The following is a 25,040-nucleotide window of genomic DNA, read 5'->3' on the forward strand; positions in this document are numbered from 1 at the left end:
AACAATCCAGATTTGAGGCTTAACGCCCCTCTTTTCTCACCCGTTCAATATGAATGGCGAGGAACATAATTTCTTCGGTCGTCAGCTCGCGCTGATAGCTTTTGTTCAGGTGCTGCGCGATTTTCTCGGCGCATTTCCATGCTTTCGCGTAGTTGTCCTTTACCGCGGTATGCAGCGAGATATCGTCATCGTCCACCACGGTGCGGGTGAGCATCCGCTGGGCAAAAAACTTCAGATGCGTGACAAAACGCTGATAGCTGAGCGACTCTTCGTCGTACTCCAGCTGCAGCTGATACTTCACCAACTGCAGGATCTCCTGCATCACCCTTGTCACATGCATCACTTCCGGCATTTCGCTGTTCAGCTGCGCGGTGACCAGATGCAGCGCGATAAACCCCGCTTCGTCCTCAGCCAGCTCGACGTTCAGGCGTTTGGCGATAATGGCCCTCGCCTCCTGCCCCAGCTCAAATTCCTTCGGATAGAGGCGCTTAATGTCCCACAGCAGCACGTTTTTGATCGCCAGCCCTTTCTTCTGGCGCTCAATCGCGAAGTAGCAGTGATCGGTCAGGGTGATATACAAACTTTCCTGCAATTTCCCCAGCCGCTGCGCCGCCAGCACGATGATGCGGTCGCAGGTGGTCATCACCTCCAGCGGGATCTGGCTCAGCAGCTCACCGAGACGCTGCACCAGCTCATCGCTCTGTAACGCAAACACCTTTTCAATCAGCGCGGTATCCAGCGCGTCACCCACGCGCCTCTGAAAGGCCAGCCCGCGGCCCATCACCACCTGTTCGCGCCCGCGCTCATCCTGAACAACCACCACGTTATTATTGAGTATCTTGGCGATTTTCATCGGAACCCCAGAAACAAAAAAACCTGACCTCCGGCAGAAGCCAGAAAATCAGGTTTTGCCTGCCGAAGCAGTAACAATCCAGTTCTGGCACTCTATCAGTTTCATTCGTAGCCTCAATGCATCACGGGTAAAAAACGTGACGCAGATCGACATTGCTAGAACGTCACAACGGTTTTCAGCTCCGTTACCCAGGCATCCTGCGTCCGGGATACGCCGCCCGGATGGTGCCAGTACTGAATGCCCGGCTGCAGCTGCAGCCACGACACCGGACGGAAGCGATAGTAAAACTCACCGTTCAGGGAGTGGCCCGGCACCGGGTGATACGCCGGATCGTTATAGTCCGACACGCCGTTCAGGCTGTTCATGTAGCGCTGGTTGCGGGCGTACTGGCTGCTCATATCAATCCAGGTTAGCCCGAAACCAATCCAGTCTTCCGGCCGGGCGTCAAACAGCCCGCGGTAGCGCAGCGAGGCGGCATACACCTGATGCATGTAATTGCTGCGCTGATCCGCAAGGCTCATGCTGACCGAGGTGCTTAACCCGCGATTCGGATCGTCCTTGTGCTGCGTGATCTGCTGGTTAAGCCCGGCGTACATGAACCACGTGCGGTTATGCTTCTCGTAACCGTCCGGATCGCTCGCCCCAGCCCCGCCGGATTTTCCGCGGTAGAGATCGGTTTGCGGCGCGTTGGTAAACACCACGCCGAGGTTATAGGCGCCCGGCAGACCGTTAATCAGCGGACGCGCTTCGATTTCGACCGGGAGCAAGACCCCTTTGCTGCCCTTCGTCGACCAGCTCCATGCGTGGCTGCGGCTGGAGGCGTCCGGGTTTTGCTCCATCACGCCGCCTTTTAAGGTGACGGCTGGCGTGAGCTTATACTCCAGCGTGGTGCCCCAGGTGTGAACGTTCCAGTTGTTCCAGGTCAGCGAGTTGGCCGATTTCCCGCCGCACTGGGAGAGCAGCTGAAAGTCGCATGGGATGATCTGGTCGAAGGTCTGCACCTTGTTCATCATGCCGATACGCCAGGTGAGGCGTCGGTCATCAAAGCTGCGGGCAAACGTCAGCCAGCCCAGACGGGTAATGGATTGCCCGCCCCAGCTTTCCTGGGTCAAATCGTTGAAGTTCACGCGCGGATCCTGCACACGTTTGGTGGTAAGGTCGTCGTTGTGGTTGCGGTTGACGATGTTCCCCTCGATACGCGCATCCGGGATGCCCGTCCAGCGCTCCAGATCCTGGTTGAAGGTCAGCGCGAACTGGTCAATATAGGCCACGTGGGAGTCGTGGTTATATCCGCCACCGCCGTTCCAGCCAATTTCATTCAGGTATCCGAGGTTATAGGTAAAACCGTTATCGTTGAGGATTTTACGTATGCCGAGCATTTCGCCCAGAACAGGCTCCGGCGGGGCTTCAAACCCTAATACCGTTCCATTCCACTCCTGCGCCATTGTTAAAGGCGATATCATCAATAAAGCGAGGGCATAGAGATTATTTTTATTTGTCATAATAGCAACCTGTAGCTGAGTATTAGTGCGTAACCGTTCGCAGGAAATTTTTCTATTTCCCGTCGTGTTTTAATTATTCGTTCCAGCAAAAAGCGTTAGGCCAAATGGTTCTCCTGCGTGAATGACAGGCAAAAAAAAACCTAAGCGCTCCACAGCGGTTAATGCTGTGAAACGCTTAGGTTTTGCCTGTTAACCAGTAACAATCCTGCGTTGAAAACAGTGGCACCTTAACACCGTCGCGCCACCTTGAAAACCTGCATCGTTTTATATTTTAAAAAAGTGTGAGCAAATTAACGCTTATTATTTTGACTGGATCACGCGCGCAATATCCGCAGAGGTCTGTAGCGTACGGATCTCCTGAAATAAACCTAACGCTTCGCTATATTCCTTGCGCAAATAACTGAGCCACTGCTTAATACGCGCAACGTGATACAAACCGGTGTCGCCCTGCTTTTCCAGACGGCTGTATTTTTGCAGCAGCGTGACCACGTCTGCCCACGGCATGCGCGGTTCATTATATTTCACCACCCGGCTGAGGTTCGGCACGTTCAGCGCGCCGCGGCCTATCATCACCGCATCACAGCCCGTCTCCTTCATGCACGCCTGCGCACTTTCGTAGTCCCAGATTTCGCCGTTGGCGATAACCGGCATGCTGAGGCGTTTGCGGATCTCACCGATTGCCTGCCAGTTAATGCGGTCCGCTTTGTAGCCGTCCTCTTTAGTACGCCCGTGCACCACCAGCTCGGTGGCACCGGCCTGCTGCACCGCATCGGCAATTTCAAACTGCCGCGCGTCGCTGTCCCAGCCCAGGCGCACCTTTACCGTCACCGGCAGATGCGACGGCACGGCCTCACGCATCGCCTTCGCGCCGCGATAAATGAGTTCAGGATCTTTCAGCAACGTCGCCCCGCCCCCGCTGCCGTTCACCATCTTCGACGGACAGCCGCAGTTGAGATCGACGCCATAAGAGCCCAGCTCAACCGCACGGGCGGCGTTCTCCGCCAGCCATTCTGGGTACTGCCCCAGCAGCTGAATACGCACCAGCGTACCGGAGGTCGTCCGGCTCTGGTTGTGCAGCTCGGGGCACAGACGATAGAAGGATTTTACCGGCAACAGCATATCGACCACGCGCAAAAACTCCGTCACGCAGAGATCGTAATCGTTCACCTCGGTCAGAAGCTCGCGCACGAGGGAGTCGAGCACGCCTTCCATAGGGGCCAGTAAAACACGCATAGCAGTACCTGTGAAAAAAGACGCGCTATAGTAGCTGCTCTCTATATCGCTGGGAAGCGCTTCTGTTCAGGGAGAAAGTCAGCTGGCGTTGCTCCCACTACAGCACGAAACGCCTCCGCAAATGCCGCCGGGCCGGAAAATCCCAGCATCCAGGCCACCTGCTTAACGGGGTATCCGTTTGCGAGCAGGTCCAGCGAGGCACAAATCCTTGCGCGCTGTCGCCAGGTCCGGAAGCTAAAGCCTGTATCTTTGATAAACGCGCGTGAAAATGTGCGTTCAGACATGGCGGCCTGCTCCGCCAGCCTTTCCATAGAAACACCCCATAGATTGTTGGCAATAATGTCACAGGCAACACGATGTAACCGTTCATCAATAGGCATCGGCAATTCGGCCGAGATCTGCTGCGTTTCACTAAGAATGTCGAGCAGCAAAACAGCCATGCTTCGCTGACTTGCCGGTCGGTATTCCGAACTGAACAGTCCAGCAATCAACTCTTTGAACAACGCAGTCGCCTTAATCACGTGAATATCTTCTTTCCGCTTAAACGGTTTGCATTGCGTTATTAATTCCGGGCTAAACCAGACCGCGCGGAGTTCTGTTGCGGATAACACGCTGTAGGTGTGTTCCTGAAAGGGAGGGATCCACAGCGCACGCTGTGGCGGTATTACCCAGCGTTTGCTGCCGGTTTCGACCAGCATGACGCCTTTGATGGCAAACAAAAGTTGACCTTGTGAATGCTGGTGGGGCGGATCCACTTCGCCGCGCGTATAGCTAATTGCCCCTCTCGACCATCCGATGGCATCGTCGTGATTTGGCGTTTTATCGATAACGGTTGGCATTTCACATTCCTCCCTTCCTCTTATGATGCTGCTTGTACACATAACCGGAGAGAGAAGCAATGCACATTCATTTTATCATTCATGAACATTTCGAAGCGCCAGGCGCCTATGAAATCTGGGGGAAAAGCCGCGGCTGTAGTCTGAGCTACACCCGGGTTTATCAGGATGAGCCTTTACCTGAGGAACTGGAGAGCACAGACATGCTTATCATTATGGGAGGCCCACAATCACCTGCCACCACGCTTAAGGAGTGCCCCTGGTTTGATGCGCAAGCGGAAATGCGACTCATCGGCCGCGCAATAGAGGCGGGTAAAACGGTGATTGGCGTTTGTCTGGGCTCGCAGCTTATCGGTGAAGCGCTGGGCGCAGCGTTTTGCCACAGCCCGGAAAAAGAGATCGGTAAATTTCCCGTCAGGCTCACAGATGCAGGCAAGACGAACCCCCTTTTTGAGAATTTTGGCGGTGGGCTGGACGTCGGTCACTGGCATAACGACATGCCAGGGTTGACGCCGCAGGCAAAGGTGCTCGCTTACAGCGAGGGCTGTCCTCGTCAGATCGTGCAATACGGCGAACGGGTTTACGGTTTTCAGTGCCATATGGAGCTAACGTCGGAGGTGGTTGAGCTGCTTATCGAACATTCGCAGAACGATCTCCGCCGTGCGGGAGAATTCCGTTTTGTCGAAACGGCTGAAAAATTACGCTCGCATGATTACCGTGAAATGAATCAAGTGCTGTTTTCTTTTCTGGATAAACTCACTGCCCAACGCAATGCCTGACTCAGAGGCATTTCTCAGGCTCGTCACTTCGCCACTGTAACTCCTTTCCTCTAAACTGTAGCCTGTCCCTGTGCGGTGATACCAGACGTTCCATTCTGGAATGTCTGGTATGCTCAAATTTCATGATGTGATCCGTGGCACATTTCTGGGTTTAATTGTATGATGAATGCGTTTCATCAAGGACTTTCACCATGAGCAAATCACTGAATACAATCTGGCAGTATCTGCGCGCATTCGTCCTGATTTACGCCTGCCTGTACGCCGGGATTTTCATCGCCTCGCTGCTGCCGATCGTCATTCCCGGCAGCATTATCGGGATGCTGATCCTGTTTGTGCTGCTTGCGTTACAGGTGCTGCCCGCGAAGTGGGTCAATCCTGGCTGCTTCGTCCTTATCCGCTACATGGCGCTGCTTTTCGTGCCCATCGGCGTAGGTGTCATGCAATATTACGACGTGCTCAAAGCGCAGTTCGGCCCGATTGTCGTCTCCTGTGCGGTCAGTACGCTGGTGGTATTCCTGGTAGTGAGCTGGAGTTCGCACATCGTGCATGGCGAACGTAAAGTGGTCGGGGAGAAAACAAAAAAATGATGGCCAATATCTGGTGGTCGCTGCCGTTAACCCTGGCGGTGTTCTTCGCTGCACGAAAACTTGCCGTACGCTTCAAAATGCCTTTGCTCAACCCGCTGCTGGTGGCGATGGTGGTCATTATTCCGTTCCTGCTGCTCACCGGCATTCCCTACGAACGCTACTTCGCAGGGAGCAAAATTTTAAACGATCTGCTGCAGCCTGCCGTTGTCGCGCTGGCATTTCCTTTATATGAACAGCTGCACCAGATCCGCGCCCGCTGGAAGTCCATCATCACCATCTGCTTTATCGGTAGCCTGGTGGCGATGATCACCGGCACCTCGGTGGCCCTGTTGATGGGCGCCTCTCCGCAGATTGCCGCCTCTATTCTGCCGAAGTCCGTCACCACACCGATTGCGATGGCCGTGGGCGGCAGCATCGGTGGCATTCCGGCTATCAGTGCGATGTGCGTGATTTTCGTCGGGATCCTGGGCGCGGTGTTTGGCCATACCCTGCTGAATCTGATGAAGATCCGCACCAAAGCTGCACGTGGTCTGGCTATGGGGACTGCGTCTCACGCCCTGGGCACCGCGCGCTGCGCCGAAGTGGACTATCAGGAAGGGGCGTTTAGCTCGCTGGCGCTGGTGATCTGCGGGATTATCACCTCCCTGATTGCACCCTTTGTCTTCCCGATTATTCTGGCGGTGATGGGCTAAAATTTGCGATGCGTCGCGCAATTTTCATTTTGTTTTCATAAGTTGCATACATAATGAGAAGTGGATCACATATAAAGCCCCAACGGCTCCGTACACTACCGATCCATTAACCTTTATGAGGCAAACGCCATGCACCCACGTTTTCAAGCTGCTTTCGCCCAGCTTGCAGAGAATTTGCAATCAGCCCTGGCTCCGGTTCTGGCGGATGCGCATTTCCCCGCCCAGCTGACGGCGGAGCAGGTCACGACGCTGAAACAGGCAACGGGACTGGATGAAGACGCGCTGGCTTTCGCACTGCTGCCCCTGGCTGCTGCCTGCGCGCGTGCCGACCTTTCCCACTTCAACGTCGGCGCCATTGCACGCGGCGTAAGCGGAACCTGGTACTTCGGCGGAAACATGGAGTTCCTCGGTGCGACCATGCAGCAGACCGTTCACGCCGAGCAAAGCGCCATCAGCCACGCCTGGCTGCGCGGTGAAAAAGCGTTGAGCGCCATCACCGTTAACTACACCCCTTGCGGTCACTGCCGTCAGTTTATGAACGAGCTGAACAGCGGGCTGCAGTTGCGCATTAACCTGCCGGGCCGCGCGCCGCATACGCTGGGGGATTACCTGCCGGACGCCTTCGGTCCGAAAGATCTCGAGATTAAAACGCTGCTGATGGACGAGCAGGATCACGGTTTCGCCCTGTCCGGCGATGACCTGAGCGAAGCGGCCATTCGGGCGGCGAACAAGAGCCATACGCCGTACAGTCAATCGCCAAGTGGCGTGGCGCTACAGTGCCGTGATGACCGCATCTTTACCGGCAGCTATGCGGAGAACGCCGCGTTTAACCCTACGCTGCCTCCGCTGCAGGGCGCACTTAACCTGCTGAGCCTGAACGGCTACGACTATCCGGACATTCAGCGCGCCATTCTGGCAGAAAAAGCCGATGCGCCGCTGATTCAGTGGGACGCCACCGCCGCGACGCTGAAAGCGCTGGGCTGCACCACAATCGACCGCGTGCTGCTTGCCTGAACCTTCCGGCGGGCAGAAATGCCCGCCAGTTTGCTGAAAAAGCCCTCAGTTGATTCACCGTTTCTTGCGCTAACCAGGCGGGTACAGTAGCCTGAGTGAACTTTCATCCACGAACGAGCCATCTCCATGTTAAAGCGCGTTTTTTACAGCCTGTCTGTCCTGGTCGGCATACTGCTGTTGATCGTGCTCGGTCTCGACCGCTGGATGAGCTGGAAAACCGCCCCCTACATTTTTGACGACCTCCAGGATCTTCCCTACCGTCAGGTTGGCGTGGTGCTCGGCACCGCCAAGTATTACCGCACCGGCGTGATCAACCAGTATTACCGCTACCGCATACAGGGTGCGCTGAACGCCTATAACAGCGGCAAGGTGAATTACCTGCTGCTGAGCGGCGATAACGCCCTGCAAAGCTACAACGAACCGGTGACGATGCGTAAGGACCTGATTGCCGCAGGCGTCGATCCTGCCGATATCGTGCTCGACTACGCCGGGTTCCGCACCCTGGACTCCATCGTGCGCACCCGCAAGGTGTTCGACACTAACGATTTCATCATCATCACCCAGCGCTTCCACTGCGAGCGCGCGCTGTTTATTGCGCTGCACATGGGTATCCAGGCTCAGTGCTACGCCGTGCCGTCGCCAAAAGACATGCTGAGCGTGCGCGTGCGCGAGTTCGGTGCCCGCTTTGGCGCATTAGCCGATCTCTACATCTTCAAACGTGAACCGCGCTTTCTAGGCCCGCTGGTGCCGATCCCGGCAATGCACGAGGTGCCAGAAGATGCGCAGGGTTATCCGGCGGTGACGCCAGAACAGCTGCTCGATCTGCAGAAAAAAGAGAAAAAATAGCCTCCGTTTATAGTTTCTTTACGCCGGGTGCTACGCTTTTTATCCCCTCTTTACACCTGACCTTTTACGCTGAGTTCATTGCCGCTACGGCTTCATTGAAGACTGACTATGAACTCGATAATGAACGCGTTTTTCCTGAAAAGTATCCGCCCGTACTTTAATTTCCCGGGTTTATCGCTGCCGACCGCGCTAAATTCCGGCCTCTATCTTGAGGAGAAGCTTGCCACTCTGAAACAGAGCCTGTCGGTGGAAGTGGCGGATTATCTCGAGCGTTACCCACAAACCAAACACATCGATGTCTGTCTCAACGATATCAACGGCATTATGCGCGGTAAGCGACTTTCCGTAGACAGCATGCTGAGTCTGGAGAAAGGCTGCTATTTTCCTCTCTCGGTCTATTCGATGGATCAAAAAGGGAAAGTCGCCGCGTCACGTGACGATGAGCCAGACCGACTTTGCATGCCGGTTGCCGGTTCCCTCCGCCCCTCTTCACACGATCCGCTGCATACCGCGCAGATCCTCCTGACGATGAAGGACAGCGACGGGCAACCTTGTCCCCTTGAGCCACGCGTCATATTGCAGAACGTTCTGGCGCGTTTTCATCAGCATGGGCTGTACCCGGTTATGGCACCGGAAATTGAGTTCTACCTGACGGGGCCTGGCACTCAGGAGCTTCAGAATCAGGGCTGCTTTCATATGGATACGTCATCAGCCCACGCTGCGCTGTTTGACGAGCTGGAACAGCTGGCACACCGGCAGCATATCCCCCTGACCGGAATTGTAGCAGAGGCTGAATCAGGTCAGTTCGAGTTAAACCTGAAGCACAGTCATCGGGTCGTGGAGGTATGTGACAATATCCTGGCACTGCGTCGGTTAACGCGGTTTGTCGCTGAAAAGCACGGCCTTCAGGCTAACTTTATGGCCAAGCCGTTCAGCCTCTTGTCCGGCAGCGGCCTGCATTTTCATTTCAGCCTGAATGATATTCACGGTGAAAACGTATTTGCCTCACCGGCTGATGAACTCAATAGCATGATGCGCTTATGCATCGCAGGTCAGCTGGCGCTGATGCCCGCCTCCATCGCCATTCTGGCCCCCGGCGTTAACGCTTTCCGGCGCCTTCGTAAAAACCTCACAGAGCCATTATTCCATTCATGGGGTTATAACACCCGCACTGCCGCGCTGCGTATCCCCTGCTCTGATGAGAGCAACCGTCGTATTGAGTACCGTCTGGCGGGCGCTGATGCCAACCCGTATCTCGTTGCGGCAACCATCCTGACCGGCATGTTGTACGGTCTGGAAAATTTTGATGAGGATGATTTACCGGAACCGCAGCGTGATGAGCCAGAACTTCCACTGTTCCAGCAGCAGGCAATCGAGGCGTTTTCCCGCTGCCAGTATCTCACCGACAGCTTAGGCGAAGCCTTTTCAGAACAGTGGATAGCCTGCAAGCTTTCTGAACTTGACTGGTTCGAGAGCATAGTCACCGGACAGGAATCCACGCTAGCGTAAAAAAAAGCCCGCTCAATGAGCGGGCCGGATAATGCGAGATGCCGTTATTTTTTACGTGCGTATTTCAGTGAATCCAGCGCAACCGCGAAGATGATGATGGCGCCTTTAATGATGTACTGCCAGTAAGGGTTCACGCCGATGTAGGTGAGACCGTAGTTGATGACGGTAAAGATGATCACACCGGTGACCACGCCGAGCACGGTACCCACGCCGCCGCTGAAGGAGACGCCGCCCACCACGCAGGCCGCAATCGCATCCAGCTCGTACATGAAGCCAAGGTTGTTGGTGGCAGAGCCGATACGGCCCGCTTCCAGCATCCCGCCGAAGGCGTAGAACACACCGGACAGCGCATAAATCATCAGCAGGTTCAGGGCAACGTTAACGCCGGAGACTTTCGCCGCTTCCGGGTTACCGCCGATGGCGAAAATGTTTTTACCAAAGCGGGTTTTGTTCCACAGCACCCAAACGAAGGCCACGGCAATCAGCGCATAGAAGGTGATATAGGACAGGCGGAAGCTGCCCAGCGCGATAAATCCTTGCGTAAAGGTCGAGAAGCCGCTGTCAAAGCCCGAGATTGGCGACGCGCCCACGAAGTCGTAGTACAGGGAGTTGATACCGTAAACGATGATCATCGTACCCAGCGTGGTGATAAATGGCGTCACGTTCAGGTAAGCAATGATGATGCCGTTGATCAGGCCGATCACCGCACCGATGGCGCAGACAATCAGGATCACCACGAAAATCGGCATGGTGGCCATTTCCGGGAACACCTTGTTGGCGTTTTCCATCGACTGCAGCAGCGTTGCCGCAATAACCGCCGCCAGCCCTACCTGACGTCCTGCTGACAGGTCAGTCCCCTGGGTGACAATCAACCCCGCCACGCCCAGCGCGATGATGATACGCACGGAGGACTGAGTCAGAATGTTACTCAAGTTCAGCAGGCTTAAGAACGTAGGGTCCTGGAAGATAATAATGGCTAGTAATACTAAAAGAACAACGTAAATACCGCCTTCTTTCAGATAAGTGAGAAAACTTTTCTTATTTAACGCACTCATGAGGAGCCCCTGATCTTAAAGGTGCAAAGACGCAAGACGCAAAATTTCGTTTTGCGTTGTCGTTTTGGTGTCAACAATACCGGCAACGAGACCATTGCTCATAACCAGAATACGGTCTGTGATCCCTAACAGTTCCGGCATTTCGGAAGAAATAATAATGATCCCTTTATTCTTTTTCGCCAGCTCAGCAATCAGCTGATAAATTTCAAATTTTGCACCCACATCAATACCGCGGGTTGGTTCATCCAGCATCAGAATTTCGGGCTGGGTCAATAACCAGCGGCCAATAATGACTTTTTGCTGGTTCCCACCCGAAAGCGAACCAATTTGCGTACGGTGGCCTGGCGTTTTGACGCGCATGGAGTCAATTACCCACTGGGTATCGCTCTTCATGCGGGAATTATCCAGCAGACCGATTTTACTTTTATAGTTACGAATGTTCGAAATTAACGAGTTAAAGTTAATATCGAGATAGGCATAAATACCGGTCGAGCGACGCTCTTCCGTCACCAGCGCGAAACCGTTATTAATGGCTTCGTTGGCGTTATGGTTGTTAATTTTTTTACCGTGCAGCGTAATGGTGCCGCCCGATTTTTCCCGGATACCAAACAGGGTTTCCACGATATCGGTACGTTTGGCCCCCACCAGTCCGGCAATGCCCAGAATTTCGCCTTTGTGCAGGTCGAACGAGATATCGCGAATGGACGGCTGGCGCAGCGAGGTGAGATTGCGCACTTCCAGAATCACTTCGCCCGGCTTGTTTTCTTTGTCCGGGAAGCGCTGGTTCAGGGAACGGCCGACCATCATGGCGATAATCTTGTCCATGTCCAGCCCTTCCAGCGGCTGAGTGGCAATCCACTGGCCGTCGCGAAGGATGGTAATTTCATCGCACAGCTGGAAGATCTCTTCCATTTTATGCGAGATATAGACGATGCCACAGCCGCGATCTTTCAGTTTGCGAATAATGGTAAAAAGGTGATTAACCTCTTTTTCCGTTAATGACGACGTGGGTTCATCCATGATGACGATCTTCGCATCATAGGAGAACGCTTTGGCAATTTCGATCATCTGCATCTGGGAAACGGATAATGTCCCCACGCGGGCGCGCGGATCGATATCAATATCCAGCTCATCGAAAATCGCTTTGGTGTCGCGATACATTTTATCCTGATCGACAAACACACCTTTGGTTGGGTAACGTCCCAACCACATGTTATCCATTACCGAGCGTTGCAGTACCAGGTTTAATTCCTGGTGAACCATCGAGATACCGTTTTCCAGTGCTTCTTTCGCTGAATGGAAATCGATCTCTTTCCCCTGAAAAAGAATGCTGCCAGAATCTTTTTGATAGATCCCAAAAAGACATTTTAATAATGTTGATTTACCCGCACCGTTCTCCCCCATCAAGGCATGAATAGAGTGAGGACGCACTTTTAAATTAACATTATCGAGTGCCTTAACACCGGGGAAAGACTTGTTAACACCGGTCATTTCCAACAAGTATTCACCGGACGACTGAGTAGTTGTGCTGACCATAATTATACCTTGTTGGCCTCGCATATCGCGTTATAAAAGGGCGCAACGAATTGCGCCCAGTGAAGACAAAACAAAGATCTTATTTACCGATAAACTCAGCCAGGTTGGACTGGTCTACGCCCACGTATGGCACGCGAACGATTTTGTTTTCAATTTTCCAGGTCGTGCCGTCAGCAGCACCTTTACCGTCGGCCAGGTTTTTCGCCAGGTCGAAGGTGGCTTTCGCCTGGTTGTTGGCATCGTTCAGAACGGTACCGGCCATCGCGCCGGATTTAACCAGCGCCAGCGCTTCTGGCAGCGCATCTACGCCGAACACAGGAATGGAGGATTTGTTGTGTGCTTTCAGGGCTTCAACGGCACCCATCGCCATCGCATCGTTGTTCGCGATCACGACTTCGATTTTGTTGGCGTTCGGGCCAGACAGCCACGCGTCCATCTTATCTTTCGCCTGAGCGGTATCCCACATGGCGGTATCTAACGCCAGCTGCTGGGTTTTCAGGCCCTTGTCGTTCAGCTCTTTAATAACGTAGGTGGTACGGGCTTCAGCATCCGGGTGGCCTGGTTCGCCTTTCAGCAGAACGAACTGAATTTGACCGTCTTTGTTCAGGTCCCAGTTCGGGTTCGCCGCCCAGTGTTTCGCGATCAAATCGCCCTGAATAATGCCGGACTCTTTGGAGTCAGTACCGACGTAAAACGCTTTGTCGTAGCTATCCAGCGCCTTACGGGAAGGTTCTTTGTTGAAGAAGACGATTGGCACGTTCTGGCCGCGCGCTTTCTCAATAACCGTGCCTGCTGCAGCCGGGTCAACCAGGTTGATCGCCAGGGCTTTCACGCCTTTCGCCAGCAGAACATCGATCTGGTCGTTCTGTTTGGACTGGTCGTTCTGGGAGTCGTTCATCAGCAGCTGAACGTCTGGCGCTGCTTTCGCATCTTTCTCAATTGCTTTACGCACAACGGACATGAAGTTGTCGTCGTATTTATAGATGGTCACGCCAATACGGGTATCCGCAGCGTGCGCTGCTGCACCAAAAAGCATGCTTGCCATTACAGCAGACAGAGTCAACACCTTCTTATTCATGGTATCTCCGGTTTTTTTTTATGCAGGGTAGTTCTTGTGAATAACGGTCGGCGGGCAGGTGTTAATAAAACGTTACTGATCGCCGAAGTTCACTTATAAAATTTCTATCTTCCGTGTTCGGTAACGCTCCAGAAATGCGTTTTATTCGTTGTTTTCGGCTCACTGGCTATGGTGAAAATGATTAATCACCGTTACATAGCGTTTCAGCCTCTAAAACGCTGACATCATAGTCAGCGGCTTGTTAAGATACTGTGAATTTACTCACAGATTGAAAACGGTTACATCACGCCACATAATTAGTTAGTGATCGGAGCCACAGTTTGCCGAATAGAGACAGAATGCCGCCTGACTAAAGTTGGCATGAAACAGTGTGTTGCATCCGGATCCAGCAGGCCTGCGGCACCCTGTAACGCCAGTTCTGTCGCCAGTTTTGCCATCGAGGCAATGGGGTAACGCACGGTGGTTAACTGCGGGTCGGTGTAACGGGCAATCGGGATATCATCGAAGCCAATCAGCGACAAATGCTGTGGCACCGCAATTCCGTTGTCTTTCAGCGCAGTCAGCGCCCCCGCCGCCATGCTGTCGTTATAGGCAAACACGGCGGAAAGCTGCAGATTACGGCCCAGCAGCTCGACCATTGCGGCTTCCCCACCCTGCATATCCGGCGTACCGGTTCCTACCCAGCTTTCAAGCGGGACAATGCCGTGCTCTTTCAACGCATTCTGCCACCCTTCCCGACGCATTCCGTCGTCTTCAATCTGGTGGCTGGAAGCAAGATACCCGATGCGCTGATGGCCGTTGCTGATGAGCATCCGCGTCGCCATCATCGCGCCGCTGACGTTATCCAGCCCAACGCAGCGGTGCGCGTAGCCTGGCACAATCCGGTTGATTAACACCATTCCGGGGATCTGCTCCATAAACCCGGCCAGCTCTTCGTCGCTTAACGCTTTTGAATGCACAATCAGGGCATTGCAACGCTGGCGTATCAGCACCTCAATGGCATGACGCTCTTTTTCCGCCTCGTGATAGCTGTTGCCAATCAGCACGTATTTCTGGTGCTGCTGGGCGACAACGTCCACCGCTTTAACCAGCGCGCCAAAGAAGGCATCGGACACATCCATCACCACGACGCCAATGGTATCGCTCACCTGCGTCGCCAGCGCCTGCGCGTTGGCATTTGGCCGGTACCCAAGCTGGGTCACGGCTTTCATTACGGTTTCACGGGTTTCAGGGCTGACCAGCGCGCTGTTGTTCAGCACGCGAGAGACGGTAGCCACGGAAACGCCCGCCAGGCGGGCGACGTCACGAATGGTGATCATGTTCACCATCCTTCATAGGATTGCAGCAACTCACAGACACCCCCTGTGTTTAGCAAGGAGGCTATTTTGGCAGCGAGAAAGAGGGGACTACGTGAAGAAGCTCACACAGATGAAAACGCTTACATCCGTTTTGTTAATGATTGTGATCCAGATCGTTATCCGGATGTATTACGCAATGATACACCCGAAGCATGTGCGGTTAATTTTCGCCAGACCCACTCCAGCGGTCCCTGGCGGAAATAACGCAGCCAGATAACGGAAAACGCCAGGTTAACCATCCAGACCGGAATAACAAACGCCAGCAGCGTGAGTCGGTCGAATTTCATAAACAGGCCAAATCGGTAGAACAGCGTGGTGCAGATCAGCGTTTGCAGGATGTAATTGCTTAACGCCATGCGGCCAACGCAGGCCACGGCGCTGACAATCCACAGGCGGGAAAGCTGCGGCCAGAAGCCGTAGATCAGCGCCGCGTAGCCAATGGTCTGGAACGGAGCGCTAAGCTCACGTGGCACCTGAAGCAGGAAGGCGCACCAGCGGTAATCCCAGTGAAGATGCCACTGCATTATCACCGCCGGGAGATTAATCAGCACGCCGAGCAGGAGCAGACCCGCGCCCGTGCGGCGATAGTGGCGCAGGCTGAATTCGCCCTTCAGCCAGCCGGTGCGCATCAGGGATGCCCCCATCAGCATCATCCCTGCCAGCTGCCAGCCGTACTGCGCGCCCAGCGCAAGGAGATTATCACCGAGCATATCGGCACGATTACCGATCGCCTCAGCCCCCCCTTTCAGCTTCCAGAACTGCTCATACTGCAGGTTGGCCGCGTCGGGGATCCACGAGCGGTTTGTTGAATCGCCAGAGATAACGCCCAGCAGAAACAATACGCAAAGCCCCATGACATAGAGCATCACGCCGGTGTTGAACAGGCTTTTTACGCTGGGCGCATCGCGGATAAGACGCCAGCAAATGAGCCCAACTAACCCGTAGGCGAGCAGAATGTCACCATCCCAGAAAAACAAACCGTGAATAAAGCCGAGGATCGCCAGCAGCGTTAAACGAGACTGGATCCAGCGCGTGCCGCGTTTGAGCAGAAGCTGTAACCCTGCGCCAAACAGCAGCGCAAACAGCGTCAGGAATTTAACCTGCGCAAAGAGATCGAGGATCGCCCATGTCCAGGCATCGCTTCGGGTGATATCGCCGTACCAGGCGGGATTGAGATAAGCGGCCTTCGGCAAACCGAAGGCGCTAATATTGAGCAGCAGGATACCGAGAATGGCGACGCCGCGAACAAAATCGAGCGTGACGTTTCGCTCCATGGTCCCTGCCCTGTCTGATTAATTGTGGTGACGCACGGCGCGCAGAAACTCCTGGCGGGTGTTCTGGCTCGATTTAAACAGACCGCCCAGCGACGTGGTGGTGGTTGCGCTGGTCGCATCACGCACGCCACGCGCTTTCACGCAATAGTGCACAGCGTCGATAGAGACCGCCACGTTACTGGTGCCCAACAGCGTTTGCAGCGCGGTCAGGATCTGCTGCGTCAGACGCTCCTGCACCTGCGGACGCTGGGAGAAGAATCGCACGATACGGTTGATTTTGGACAGGCCGATTACCGTATCTTTTGGAATATACGCCACGGTCGCTTTGCCATCGATGGTCACGAAGTGGTGCTCGCAGGTACTGGTGAGCGTGATATCGCGCACCGTCACCATCTCATCGACCTTCATTTTGTTTTCAATGACGGTGATTTTCGGGAAATTGGCGTAATCAAGGCCAGAGAAGATCTCGTCTACGTACATTTTCGCGATGCGCTGAGGCGTCTCCATCAGGCTGTCATCGCTCAGATCGAGATTCAGCAGTTGCATGATCTCGGTCATATGCCCGGAAATCAGACGTTTACGGGTTTCATTATCCAGTTCCTGAACCGGGGGACGCAGTGGCGTTTCAAGACCGCGCGCAACCAGGGCTTCATGGACCAGAGCAGCTTCTTTACTGAGTGATGACATTCTTTTCTCCTGCAGGTGTGGCGTCTTTTGCCCTCGTTGTGGCAAAAGTGTGCGCTCATTGTGCGTGAGGCGGCGCACATAATCCAGTATTCACGACGATAATTATTGCAATTGCTGCTGCCTTTCAGCCTGACGGTTCCAGACCAGTGCCCCGCCGATGAACAGCGCGATGCCCGCCAGCCCCAGCGCAGGCTCCAGCCGATGCGTTAACCAGGTGGAGAGCGCGGACGTCACAGGGCCAATCAGCTGGCCGATGGCATAGCCGGTGGTGAGCAGTCCCGCCATATAGCGCGTGTGGTTCGGTGCCAGCTCGCGACCGTAGAGCAGAGAAAGCTGCACGGCACATAAGAACCCGCCGCCGACCAGCAGACCGCCCGTCAGCAAACCGCCAATGCCCGGCAGCAGCCAGGCGGCCAGCACGCCTGCACCCTGTAACCACAGAACAATCGCCAGCCTGCGGTTAGCCGTGGATGTATGACGCAGTAGGATGCTGAGCACGATGCCGATGACGGCAGCGAAACCGAAAATCGGCCAGACAAACTGGGCAAACAGGCTGCCTGGAAAACGCACCGCCGCCATTTGCGACAGGAAGGTCGCCGGGAGGATATAGCCAAACCCCGCGAGGCTGTAGCTCCAGACCAGGCGCTTTAAATCCGCCGTCAGCACCAGCGGCTCCGGTGCGGTTCCAGGCCGATGGAGTTGCCCGGATCGCGGCAGGTAGCGTGCTACCAGTGCAATCAGCACCAGCGCCAGCACGCCGTAAATCTGCCATGCCGCCCCGGCAGAGAGCGCCTTCGCCTGAATATAGACCGCGAGCAGCCCGCTCAGGGCAATGCCTGCGCCCGGCCCGGCAAAGACAGCGGCGCTAAGCCCCGGTTTACCCAACTGACCCAGCCGTTCGTTGGTCCAGGCGGCTATCAGTACCATAGACCAGCCGCTCATGCAGCCAATCACGAAGCGCAGTAAACCATGAACCATGGCGTTATCCGCCGCAGCCGAGAGCAGCGTCAGCGCAACCGCGCCAGTGATGCCCAACCAGAGGCGTGTTTCCACAAAGCGATGGGCGCGCATGGCATCCCACGCCCCGACCAGATAGCCCAGATAGTTCATCGCCGCCACCAGACCCGCACTGGTTAGCGTCAGTTGCCCGGCGGCAATCATCAACGGTACCTGAGGCGTAAAGGCAAAGCGCCCGATCCCCATTGCCACCACCAAAACCACAAATCCGCTGAGCGCGATACGCAGCGCCATGACCGCTCCAGTTGTTAAAGAAAAGTAAATTTATGATGCAGTATCTGAGCGTAAGGGGAAAGTGAAAGTTACTCACAGGTCAATGAAAACTCTGTATTATGGATTTTATGAATACGTATCATCATTAAGGAGCCTTGCATGGAACTGCTCGAAGAGCACCGTTGTTTTGAAGGTCGACAGCAGCGCTGGCGGCACGACTCCACCGTACTGAACTGTGCGATGACGTTCAGCATTTTCCTGCCGCCGACGGAAAAACCGCCGGTTCTGTTCTGGCTTTCTGGCCTGACCTGCAACGACGAAAACTTCACCACCAAAGCGGGTGCGCAGCGTATTGCGGCAGAGCTTGGCATTGCGCTGGTGATGCCAGACACCAGCCCGCGTGGGGATGAGGTCGCCGACTATGCCGGATACGATTTAGGCAAAGGCGCCGGATTTTATCTCAACGCGACCGAGCAGCCGTGGGCGAGCCACTACCGCATGTATGACTACATTCGTGACGAGCTGCCTGCGCTGATTCAGGCGGAGTTTGCTGTGAATGACCGTTGCGCCATCAGCGGGCACTCAATGGGGGGTCACGGTGCGCTTATCATGGCGCTGAAAAACCCTGGGAAATACACCAGCGTGTCGGCGTTTGCGCCGATTGTGAACCCAACGCAGGTACCCTGGGGGCAAAAAGCCTTTACCCACTATCTGGGCGATAATGCAGAAACCTGGCAGGAATGGGACAGCTGCGCGCTGATGCTGGCAAGCCAGACAGAGGATGCGATCCCAACGCTTATCGATCAGGGTGATGCGGATCAGTTCCTCGCCGGACAGCTACAGCCTGCGGTGCTGGCTGAAGCGGCTCGCCAGAAAGACTGGCCGCTGACGCTGCGCATTCAGCCGGGGTATGACCACAGCTATTTCTTCATCGGGTCTTTTACTGAAGATCATCTCCGCTTCCATGCGGAGCACTTGTTCGCATAAGTGCGTGCGATTGCCGGGTGGCGGCTTCGCCTTACCCGGCCTACGTTTATGGTTTTTGTAGGCCCGGTAAGCGAAGCGCCACCGGGCATAAAGGTTACATCAGAACGTATAATCCACGCCTACAAAGTAGCGACGACCATCTTCCGTATAGCTGTAATCGTCACGGCTCAGGTCTTTATCCAGCAGGTTCTGCACGCCTGCGCGCAGCTTAACGGCTTTCGTTGCCTGCCATGCCGCACCGGTGTTCCAGATAACGTAGCCGCCCGGCGTCGGTTCACCGCTGGTAAGCGCGCGTTTCTCGCCTTTATAGTTACCCTGCACATAGAACGACCAGTCCTGAGTTGCCTTCCAGTCAACGGTTCCGTTGGCGGTGTGGAACGGCAGTTCGGAGAGCGGCTTGTTGCCGCCGTTGCTGATATCACGACCATCGTTGTAGGTGTAGTTCAGCGTGACTTTCCAGTCTTCCGCAATCGGGAATTTCAGCTCGGTTTCCACCCCACGGATACGCGCCTTGTTGACGTTGTAATAGCGGAAAATGGGTTCGCCGTCGGCGTTCAGCCCAACATAGTTCGGGTAGCTTTGCGCCTGGTTCACGTTAGCCGTACGGCTGATGCTGATGCGGTCGTCCACGTCGTTCTGGAAGGTGGTGATGCTGGCCTGCACGCCTTCTAGCCAGCCCTCTTCCCCGCTGTAGTAGAGTCCAAGCTCGAAGCTTTCGCTGGTTTCTGGCTTCAGATCCGGGTTACCGACAATCTCGCAGGCGCCGCGGCAGGAACCGGTGATCCAGTCCGGGCTGAGCTGCAGCAGCGATGGCGCTTTAAACGCGGTGGCCCAGCCCCCTTTCACCGTGACGGTGTCGGTCGCGTTGTAGACCAGATAGGCACGCGGGCTCCAGTGGTCGCCGTAGGTTTCATGGTCATCCATACGGATGCCGGTGGTCAGCGCCAGCGGCTCGAAGATACGCCATTCATCTTCAAGGAACAGCGCGTACTGGCTTGCCGAGGTCGTGCTGCTGGTACTCCCTGTCAGGTTGACCGGATCCTTCAGCTTATCGTGACGCCACTCGCCGCCGAAGGTCAGCAACTGATTGATTTCGCCCAGCGGCAGGACGTATTTCCCGTCAACCGCGTTACTCTCGGAGGTAATCGGACTGCTGTTGCCCGGGTTTTTGTTGTCGACCTTCTCGCCGTACACCTTCAGTTCACTGTTGCCAACGCCCCAGCGGCCGTTGTGGCTCAGGGAGTAGTTCTGGCGCTCAAGGCGGTTTTTGTCGAGGGAGTCAGAGTCGCGATCCTGGCGGTCGAAGCCGTATCCCGCGGTAAAGTCATGATTTTCCGTCGGCGTCCAGGCGAATTCGACGTTGGCATCGCGGCTGGTGAAGCCTTCGATACGCGGCGTTTCACCGTTCGCAGAAGTAGAGGAGCGTTGCTGATCGTCTTTTTCACGTTTAGACACGCTGCCGTAGGCTTTAAGCCCCAGCACGCCGTCCACCAGCGGACCGCTGGTGTAGAACTGACCGTTGTTGGTGTCACCGCGGTCGCGGTGTTCCTGAATGGTTGAATCCGCGCTCAGGGTTCCGGTCCATTTCTGACCGATTTTTTTGGTGATGATGTTGACCACGCCACCCAGCGCATCGGAACCGTAGAGGGAGGACATCGGGCCGCGCACCACTTCGATCCGCTCGATGGCGTCGACAGGCACCCAGTTCAGGTCAAAATCATTGTGGCGGAATACCGCATTGCGGGAGCTAACGCGTTTGCCGTCGACCAGAATCAGCGTGTAGCTGCTGTCCAGACCGCGAATACTGACCCCTTTGCGGTTGTCCCCTTCGTTTGTGAGCTGCACGCCTGGCACATCCTGTAACACATCTTTCAGGTTCTGAACGGGCTTACGCTTTAAGTCTTCCTGAGTAATGACGCTAATGCTCGCCGGTGCGTCTTTCAGGTTTTGCTCGGTCGCGGAGGCCGTTACAACCAGTGTGTCGCCAGATTCCGCAGCGATGACAGGCAGTGCCAGGGACATTGCGGACGCACAAAGTCCTCCCCTGACGAAGGGATTCAACCTAAACATTCCATATCTCCATGAGGTAAATACAACTAAATCAACTAATTATTGCTCACAACGCCTTAGGGGCCGCCCGCATCTTCGGCAGGTCGGTGTGCTGCTTATTATTTCGTAACGATAAAGCAAACGATAACTATTATCAATTCAATTGTTAAAAATTATATCCGTTCTGCATACTGTGGAGATAAAAAAGCCCGCTCAGGTGAGCGGGCTAAAAGAGAGGAACTGCGGTTATTGTTTAAATCGTTCCGGGAAATCCATTTCACTGTAGCGAACGAAGTGGGTTCCTTTCGTCAGTTTGTAGCCAAACCAGATGATCAGGAACAGCGGAATACCGATGTAGGTGGCCGTAACAGCGCCCCAGTCAATGGAATCCGCAAGGAAGGCTTCATAGTTCTGCCCCAGGGTAATAATCAGGCACAGAATGAAGGCGAAAATCGGCCCCAGCGGGAAGAACCCTGAGCGGTACGGCAGATTATTCAGGTCATGGCCCTGCATCACATACCCGCGACGGAAGCGGTAGTGGCTGATGGCAATCCCCAGCCAGGCGATAAAGCCCGTCATGCCGGAGGTATTCAGCAGCCACAGGTATACCGTCTGATTACCAAACATAGAGGTCAGGAAGCACAGACCGGCAATCACCGTAGTTGCATACAGCGCATTACGCGGTACGCCGCCACGTGACAGTTTGGCGAAAATACGCGGGGCTTTACCGTCGCAGGCCAGGGTGTACAGCATACGGGTGGATGCGTACATACCGGAGTTACCCGCAGACAGCACCGCCGTCAGGATCACCGCGTTCATTACCGCCGCCGCCGAGAGCAGACCCGCGTGCTGGAAGACCAGCGTGAACGGGCTGACGCTGATGTCTTTGACATCGTTACGCAGCAGGCTCGGGTCGGTATACGGAATAATCAGGCTGATAATCAGAATAGCGAACACATAGAACAGCAGAATACGCCAGAACACCTGACGCACCGCGCGCGGAATGTTCTTCTCCGGGTTTTCAGACTCGCCGGCCGCAATACCGATAAGCTCGGTTCCCTGGAAGGAGAAGCCGACAATCATCGCCACGCCAATCATCGCCGAGAAGCCCCCGGCAAACGGCGCTTCGCCTATCGTCCAGTTACTCCATCCGGCAGGCTGAGCGCCTTTAAAAATACCCACGATCATCGCCACACCGACAACGATAAAGATGATGACGGTAGCCACTTTAATTAAAGAGAACCAGTATTCTGCTTCACCGAAACCGCGCACGGAGATGTAGTTCAGCAGGAAGATGACGGCCAGGAACAGGGCGCTCCAGATCCAGCCCGGCGTATCCGGGAACCACCAGTTCATCACCAGCTGTGCGGCGACCAGGTCAACGGCGATAGTGACCGCCCAGTTGTACCAGTAGTTCCAGCCCAGCGCGAAGCCGAAACCTTCTTCAACGTATTTTTGCCCGTAGGTTGAAAACGAGCCGGACACCGGCATGTAAGCCGCCAGTTCGCCCAAACTGGTCATCAGGAAGTAGACCATCAGGCCAATCAGGATATAAGAGAAGAGTGCCCCACCCGGGCCTGCTGCCGAAATCGTTGCGCCAGAGGCAACGAAAAGACCTGTACCGATTGAACCGCCGATAGCGATCATCGTCAGGTGACGCGCCTTAAGTTCGCGACGTAGCGCGGGCGCTTCTGTGGTTTTAGTTTCTGAAACCATGTGAAAATGCTGTCCATTTATTAAATGAGGCGCGATTGTAGCAGACGATCTCCGTTCCTTCCGGCAGAAATACCCAGTTATAAGAGAGCTTCATGACTCGGCCAGGATTATAAGTAAAGCATAATTTTTCCCTCTCCCCTTTGGGGAGAGGGCCATGGTGAGGGGAAGATTACATCTCGCAATAACGCAGAAAACGCTGCAGAGCGCTGGAAAGGTGTTTCTGGCGATGGTGAATGCACCACAGCGTGCGCACCAGCTTCGGCAGAGGAATGGGAATTTCGACCAGCGATCCGACCTCAAGCTGTTCAGCGATCACGCGCCGCGAAAGACAGCTGATGCCCAGTCCATGACGCACCGCATGCTTAATGGCCTCTGAGTTGCCCAGCTCCATGCCCAGCTGGAACTGCGGCAGATGGGAGAGCAGCAGGTAATCGACGATTTCACGCGTGCCAGAACCCTGCTCGCGCAGGATCCACTGCGCCTGCGCCAGACGTTCCAGCGTCACCTCGCCCTGTAATAAAGAAGAGGCCGGGGAGGCAAACACCACCAGTTCATCTTCCAGCCAGGGTTCGGCAATGATATCCACGTTGTGGCACGGCCCTTCAATCAGGCCGATATCGACGCGGAAATCGATCACCGCGTTAATCACGTCCTGGCTATTGCCCACACTCATCTCCAGCGGCAGCGTCGGGAAATCACGGCGGTAGCGGGCAATCACCTCCGGCAGGATGTAGTTACCAATGGTGCTGCTGGCAAACACGCGGATCGCGCCGTTGTCTTCGCGGAACAGCTGTTCAATTTCGATGGCCTGTTCAAGCAATGCCAACGCGCGCGGGTAAAGCAGACGTCCATGTTCGTTGACCACCAGCCGCTTCCCTACCCTGTCGAACAGCTGCACGCCCAGCTGCCCTTCGAGATCGGTTAGCGCCGCACTGACCGCAGACTGCGAGAGCGCCAGCATCTGCGAGGCCTGGGTCGTCGATCCACTCTTCAGCACTTCAGCGAAGACTTCCAGTTGACGCAATGTAATGTGCATGGTTGTTTACCACTTATATAGATTAATTATAAATATATAATCAATTTTATTTTTAAGCCAGTGCGCCGTAACCTTTAAGCCAGACAAAGGAGAAGGTTATGTCAGAACTCACCTTACAACATCATCGTACAGTGTGGCACTTCGTGCCGGGTCTTGCGCTCAGCGCCGTGATAACCGGCGCAGCATTATGGGGCGGCAGCATTCCCGCTGTTGCGGGCGCAGGTTTCAGCGCCCTAACGCTGGCCATTTTGCTCGGCATGGTGGTCGGGAATACCCTATACCCGCACATCTGGAAATCCTGCGACGGCGGTGTAATTTTCGCCAAGCAGCATCTGCTGCGTCTCGGGATCATTCTTTACGGCTTTCGCCTCACCTTTTCGCAGATTGCGGATGTGGGTGTGAGCGGGATTGCCATTGACGTCCTGACCCTGACCAGCACCTTTTTACTGGCCTGCTTTATCGGCCAGAAAGTCTTTGGGCTGGACAAGCACACCAGCTGGTTGATCGGTGCCGGGAGCAGTATCTGTGGGGCAGCGGCGGTGCTGGCAACAGAACCCGTCGTTAAAGCCGAAGCCAGCAAGGTAACCGTGGCGGTGGCGACGGTGGTGATCTTCGGTACGCTGGCGATCTTCCTCTACCCGGCGATGTATCCCCTGGTCGCCCACTGGTTTAGCCCGGAAACCTACGGCATCTATATCGGTTCGACCATGCACGAAGTGGCTCAGGTAGTCGCAGCAGGACACGCCATTAACCCGGAAGCCGAAAACGCGGCGGTGATTGCCAAAATGCTGCGCGTGATGATGCTGGCCCCGTTCCTGATTTTCCTGGCCGCGCGGGTTAAACAGTTGGCTCCGGCTGGCGGCAGCGAGAAGAGCAAAATCACCATTCCGTGGTTTGCTATCCTGTTCATCGTGGTGGCAATCTTTAACTCCTTCCACCTGCTGCCGAAAGCGGTAGTGGATATGCTGGTGACGCTGGACACCGTGCTGCTGGCGATGGCGATGGCGGCGCTGGGTGTGACCACTCACGTCAGCGCGCTGAAAAAAGCCGGTGCGAAACCGCTGCTGATGGCGCTGGTGCTCTTCATCTGGCTGATTGTCGGCGGTGGCGCGATTAACCTCGCCGTGCACAGCCTGATGGCATAAACCACTACATCCTTCTCCTGTTAACCCGCTATCATAAG

At 55.1% G+C, this 25,040-nt stretch carries 22 protein-coding genes; 8 read left to right on the forward strand and 14 right to left on the reverse strand.

The genetic code is table 11. The annotated features are described in order from the left end of the window. Positions 1-19 precede the first annotated feature (19 nt). From licT to KW829_RS04285, 4 genes are all read right to left on the reverse strand, one after another. Complete coding sequence (gene licT, locus KW829_RS04270) at positions 20-853, reverse strand: BglG family transcription antiterminator LicT (protein ID WP_218307669.1); 834 nt, start codon at positions 851-853, stop codon at positions 20-22. Positions 854-1,008: 155 nt separating this feature from the next. Continuing rightward, entirely contained in the window at positions 1,009-2,316 is a 1,308-nt protein-coding gene (locus KW829_RS04275; RefSeq protein WP_371317568.1) for a carbohydrate porin, read from the reverse strand. Between the two features lie 339 nt (positions 2,317-2,655). Next, entirely contained in the window at positions 2,656-3,588 is a 933-nt protein-coding gene (gene dusC, locus KW829_RS04280) for a tRNA dihydrouridine(16) synthase DusC (protein WP_218307671.1), read from the reverse strand. Between the two features lie 41 nt (positions 3,589-3,629). After that, the gene (locus KW829_RS04285; RefSeq protein WP_218307672.1) at positions 3,630-4,427 is read right to left on the reverse strand and encodes a helix-turn-helix domain-containing protein; all 798 of its coding nucleotides are present in this window, start codon (positions 4,425-4,427) and stop codon (positions 3,630-3,632) included. A gap of 59 nt (positions 4,428-4,486) precedes the next feature. On the opposite strand from KW829_RS04285, the gene KW829_RS04290 reads away from it, so the two are divergent. The 6 genes from KW829_RS04290 (at position 4,487) to KW829_RS04315 (ending at position 9,851) form a co-directional block, all read left to right on the forward strand. Next, the gene (locus tag KW829_RS04290) at positions 4,487-5,203 is read left to right on the forward strand and encodes a type 1 glutamine amidotransferase (protein WP_218307673.1); all 717 of its coding nucleotides are present in this window, start codon (positions 4,487-4,489) and stop codon (positions 5,201-5,203) included. A gap of 191 nt (positions 5,204-5,394) precedes the next feature. Next, positions 5,395-5,790 carry a CidA/LrgA family protein gene (locus tag KW829_RS04295; RefSeq protein WP_042715956.1) on the forward strand — a complete coding sequence of 132 codons (396 nt, stop codon included), beginning with the start codon at positions 5,395-5,397 and terminating at the stop codon, positions 5,788-5,790. After that, a complete protein-coding gene (locus KW829_RS04300) occupies positions 5,787-6,482 on the forward strand; it encodes a CidB/LrgB family autolysis modulator (RefSeq protein WP_042715955.1) in 696 nt (231 codons plus the stop codon). Before KW829_RS04295 ends, KW829_RS04300 begins: the two co-directional genes overlap by 4 nt. A gap of 129 nt (positions 6,483-6,611) precedes the next feature. Next, positions 6,612-7,496 carry a cytidine deaminase gene (cdd, locus tag KW829_RS04305; protein ID WP_218307674.1) on the forward strand — a complete coding sequence of 295 codons (885 nt, stop codon included), beginning with the start codon at positions 6,612-6,614 and terminating at the stop codon, positions 7,494-7,496. A gap of 126 nt (positions 7,497-7,622) precedes the next feature. After that, a complete protein-coding gene (gene sanA, locus KW829_RS04310; RefSeq protein ID WP_010433553.1) occupies positions 7,623-8,342 on the forward strand; it encodes an outer membrane permeability protein SanA in 720 nt (239 codons plus the stop codon). 120 nt (positions 8,343-8,462) lie between these two features. Next, entirely contained in the window at positions 8,463-9,851 is a 1,389-nt protein-coding gene (locus KW829_RS04315; protein WP_218307675.1) for a glutamine synthetase family protein, read from the forward strand. 44 nt (positions 9,852-9,895) lie between these two features. Here KW829_RS04315 and mglC read toward each other — a convergent pair whose 3' ends face one another. The 7 genes from mglC to KW829_RS04350 all read right to left on the reverse strand — a co-directional run bounded on the left by mglC (position 9,896) and on the right by KW829_RS04350 (position 18,090). Further along, positions 9,896-10,906, reverse strand: coding sequence for a galactose/methyl galactoside ABC transporter permease MglC (gene mglC, locus KW829_RS04320; protein ID WP_010433547.1), 1,011 nt, complete (start codon positions 10,904-10,906; stop codon positions 9,896-9,898). Positions 10,907-10,921: 15 nt separating this feature from the next. Beyond that, positions 10,922-12,442: a galactose/methyl galactoside ABC transporter ATP-binding protein MglA gene (gene mglA, locus KW829_RS04325; RefSeq protein ID WP_010433543.1), complete on the reverse strand. Its 1,521-nt coding sequence runs from the start codon at positions 12,440-12,442 to the stop codon at positions 10,922-10,924. A 79-nt stretch (positions 12,443-12,521) separates the two neighbouring features. Further along, a complete protein-coding gene (mglB, locus tag KW829_RS04330; protein WP_010433541.1) occupies positions 12,522-13,520 on the reverse strand; it encodes a galactose/glucose ABC transporter substrate-binding protein MglB in 999 nt (332 codons plus the stop codon). A 296-nt stretch (positions 13,521-13,816) separates the two neighbouring features. Continuing rightward, positions 13,817-14,839, reverse strand: coding sequence for an HTH-type transcriptional regulator GalS (gene galS / locus KW829_RS04335; protein WP_010433539.1), 1,023 nt, complete (start codon positions 14,837-14,839; stop codon positions 13,817-13,819). 155 nt (positions 14,840-14,994) lie between these two features. After that, the gene (yeiB, locus tag KW829_RS04340) at positions 14,995-16,152 is read right to left on the reverse strand and encodes a DUF418 domain-containing protein YeiB (protein WP_218307676.1); all 1,158 of its coding nucleotides are present in this window, start codon (positions 16,150-16,152) and stop codon (positions 14,995-14,997) included. 18 nt (positions 16,153-16,170) lie between these two features. Next, positions 16,171-16,839, reverse strand: coding sequence for a GTP cyclohydrolase I FolE (folE, locus tag KW829_RS04345; protein ID WP_010433535.1), 669 nt, complete (start codon positions 16,837-16,839; stop codon positions 16,171-16,173). A gap of 102 nt (positions 16,840-16,941) precedes the next feature. Next, positions 16,942-18,090 carry a YbfB/YjiJ family MFS transporter gene (locus KW829_RS04350; protein WP_218307677.1) on the reverse strand — a complete coding sequence of 383 codons (1,149 nt, stop codon included), beginning with the start codon at positions 18,088-18,090 and terminating at the stop codon, positions 16,942-16,944. Between the two features lie 138 nt (positions 18,091-18,228). Between KW829_RS04350 and fghA the strand changes: the two genes are divergently transcribed. Beyond that, positions 18,229-19,056, forward strand: coding sequence for an S-formylglutathione hydrolase (gene fghA / locus KW829_RS04355; RefSeq protein WP_218307678.1), 828 nt, complete (start codon positions 18,229-18,231; stop codon positions 19,054-19,056). 99 nt (positions 19,057-19,155) lie between these two features. Here the strand turns inward: fghA and cirA are convergent, their stop codons facing one another. The 3 genes from cirA to yieE all read right to left on the reverse strand — a co-directional run bounded on the left by cirA (position 19,156) and on the right by yieE (position 23,857). Beyond that, a complete protein-coding gene (gene cirA, locus KW829_RS04360; protein WP_182400980.1) occupies positions 19,156-21,126 on the reverse strand; it encodes a catecholate siderophore receptor CirA in 1,971 nt (656 codons plus the stop codon). A 225-nt stretch (positions 21,127-21,351) separates the two neighbouring features. After that, positions 21,352-22,821 carry a lysine-specific permease gene (gene lysP / locus KW829_RS04365; protein ID WP_218307679.1) on the reverse strand — a complete coding sequence of 490 codons (1,470 nt, stop codon included), beginning with the start codon at positions 22,819-22,821 and terminating at the stop codon, positions 21,352-21,354. 169 nt (positions 22,822-22,990) lie between these two features. Next, positions 22,991-23,857: a DNA-binding transcriptional regulator YeiE gene (gene yieE / locus KW829_RS04370; RefSeq protein WP_100165868.1), complete on the reverse strand. Its 867-nt coding sequence runs from the start codon at positions 23,855-23,857 to the stop codon at positions 22,991-22,993. Positions 23,858-23,955: 98 nt separating this feature from the next. Here yieE and KW829_RS04375 point away from each other — a divergent pair, with 98 nt between their 5' ends. Next, on the forward strand, positions 23,956-25,002 hold the full coding sequence (locus KW829_RS04375) for a YeiH family protein (protein ID WP_089597957.1): 1,047 nt from the start codon (positions 23,956-23,958) through the stop codon (positions 25,000-25,002). The last annotated feature ends 38 nt before the right edge of the window (positions 25,003-25,040 follow it).

Origin of the sequence: Enterobacter sp. ENT02, assembly GCF_019219165.1 — a bacterium.
GTDB classification, from domain to species: domain Bacteria; phylum Pseudomonadota; class Gammaproteobacteria; order Enterobacterales; family Enterobacteriaceae; genus Enterobacter; species Enterobacter mori.

Excerpts from the sequence above, each read along its gene's own strand:
- mglC (WP_010433547.1), bottom strand. The coding sequence starts at position 10,906 with ATGAGTGCGTTAAATAAGAAAAGTTTTCTCACTTATCTGAAAGAAGGC.
- KW829_RS04315 (WP_218307675.1), top strand. The coding sequence starts at position 8,463 with ATGAACGCGTTTTTCCTGAAAAGTATCCGCCCGTACTTTAATTTCCCG.
- licT (WP_218307669.1), bottom strand. The coding sequence starts at position 853 with ATGAAAATCGCCAAGATACTCAATAATAACGTGGTGGTTGTTCAGGAT.
- folE (WP_010433535.1), bottom strand. The coding sequence starts at position 16,839 with ATGTCATCACTCAGTAAAGAAGCTGCTCTGGTCCATGAAGCCCTGGTT.
- galS (WP_010433539.1), bottom strand. The coding sequence starts at position 14,839 with ATGATCACCATTCGTGACGTCGCCCGCCTGGCGGGCGTTTCCGTGGCT.
- yieE (WP_100165868.1), bottom strand. The coding sequence starts at position 23,857 with ATGCACATTACATTGCGTCAACTGGAAGTCTTCGCTGAAGTGCTGAAG.
- KW829_RS04300 (WP_042715955.1), top strand. The coding sequence starts at position 5,787 with ATGATGGCCAATATCTGGTGGTCGCTGCCGTTAACCCTGGCGGTGTTC.
- KW829_RS04285 (WP_218307672.1), bottom strand. The coding sequence starts at position 4,427 with ATGCCAACCGTTATCGATAAAACGCCAAATCACGACGATGCCATCGGA.
- KW829_RS04275 (WP_371317568.1), bottom strand. The coding sequence starts at position 2,316 with ATGATATCGCCTTTAACAATGGCGCAGGAGTGGAATGGAACGGTATTA.
- dusC (WP_218307671.1), bottom strand. The coding sequence starts at position 3,588 with ATGCGTGTTTTACTGGCCCCTATGGAAGGCGTGCTCGACTCCCTCGTG.
- lysP (WP_218307679.1), bottom strand. The coding sequence starts at position 22,821 with ATGGTTTCAGAAACTAAAACCACAGAAGCGCCCGCGCTACGTCGCGAA.
- KW829_RS04375 (WP_089597957.1), top strand. The coding sequence starts at position 23,956 with ATGTCAGAACTCACCTTACAACATCATCGTACAGTGTGGCACTTCGTG.
- mglB (WP_010433541.1), bottom strand. The coding sequence starts at position 13,520 with ATGAATAAGAAGGTGTTGACTCTGTCTGCTGTAATGGCAAGCATGCTT.
- KW829_RS04350 (WP_218307677.1), bottom strand. The coding sequence starts at position 18,090 with ATGGCGCTGCGTATCGCGCTCAGCGGATTTGTGGTTTTGGTGGTGGCA.
- yeiB (WP_218307676.1), bottom strand. The coding sequence starts at position 16,152 with ATGGAGCGAAACGTCACGCTCGATTTTGTTCGCGGCGTCGCCATTCTC.
- cdd (WP_218307674.1), top strand. The coding sequence starts at position 6,612 with ATGCACCCACGTTTTCAAGCTGCTTTCGCCCAGCTTGCAGAGAATTTG.
- fghA (WP_218307678.1), top strand. The coding sequence starts at position 18,229 with ATGGAACTGCTCGAAGAGCACCGTTGTTTTGAAGGTCGACAGCAGCGC.
- KW829_RS04295 (WP_042715956.1), top strand. The coding sequence starts at position 5,395 with ATGAGCAAATCACTGAATACAATCTGGCAGTATCTGCGCGCATTCGTC.
- cirA (WP_182400980.1), bottom strand. The coding sequence starts at position 21,126 with ATGTTTAGGTTGAATCCCTTCGTCAGGGGAGGACTTTGTGCGTCCGCA.
- sanA (WP_010433553.1), top strand. The coding sequence starts at position 7,623 with ATGTTAAAGCGCGTTTTTTACAGCCTGTCTGTCCTGGTCGGCATACTG.
- mglA (WP_010433543.1), bottom strand. The coding sequence starts at position 12,442 with ATGGTCAGCACAACTACTCAGTCGTCCGGTGAATACTTGTTGGAAATG.
- KW829_RS04290 (WP_218307673.1), top strand. The coding sequence starts at position 4,487 with ATGCACATTCATTTTATCATTCATGAACATTTCGAAGCGCCAGGCGCC.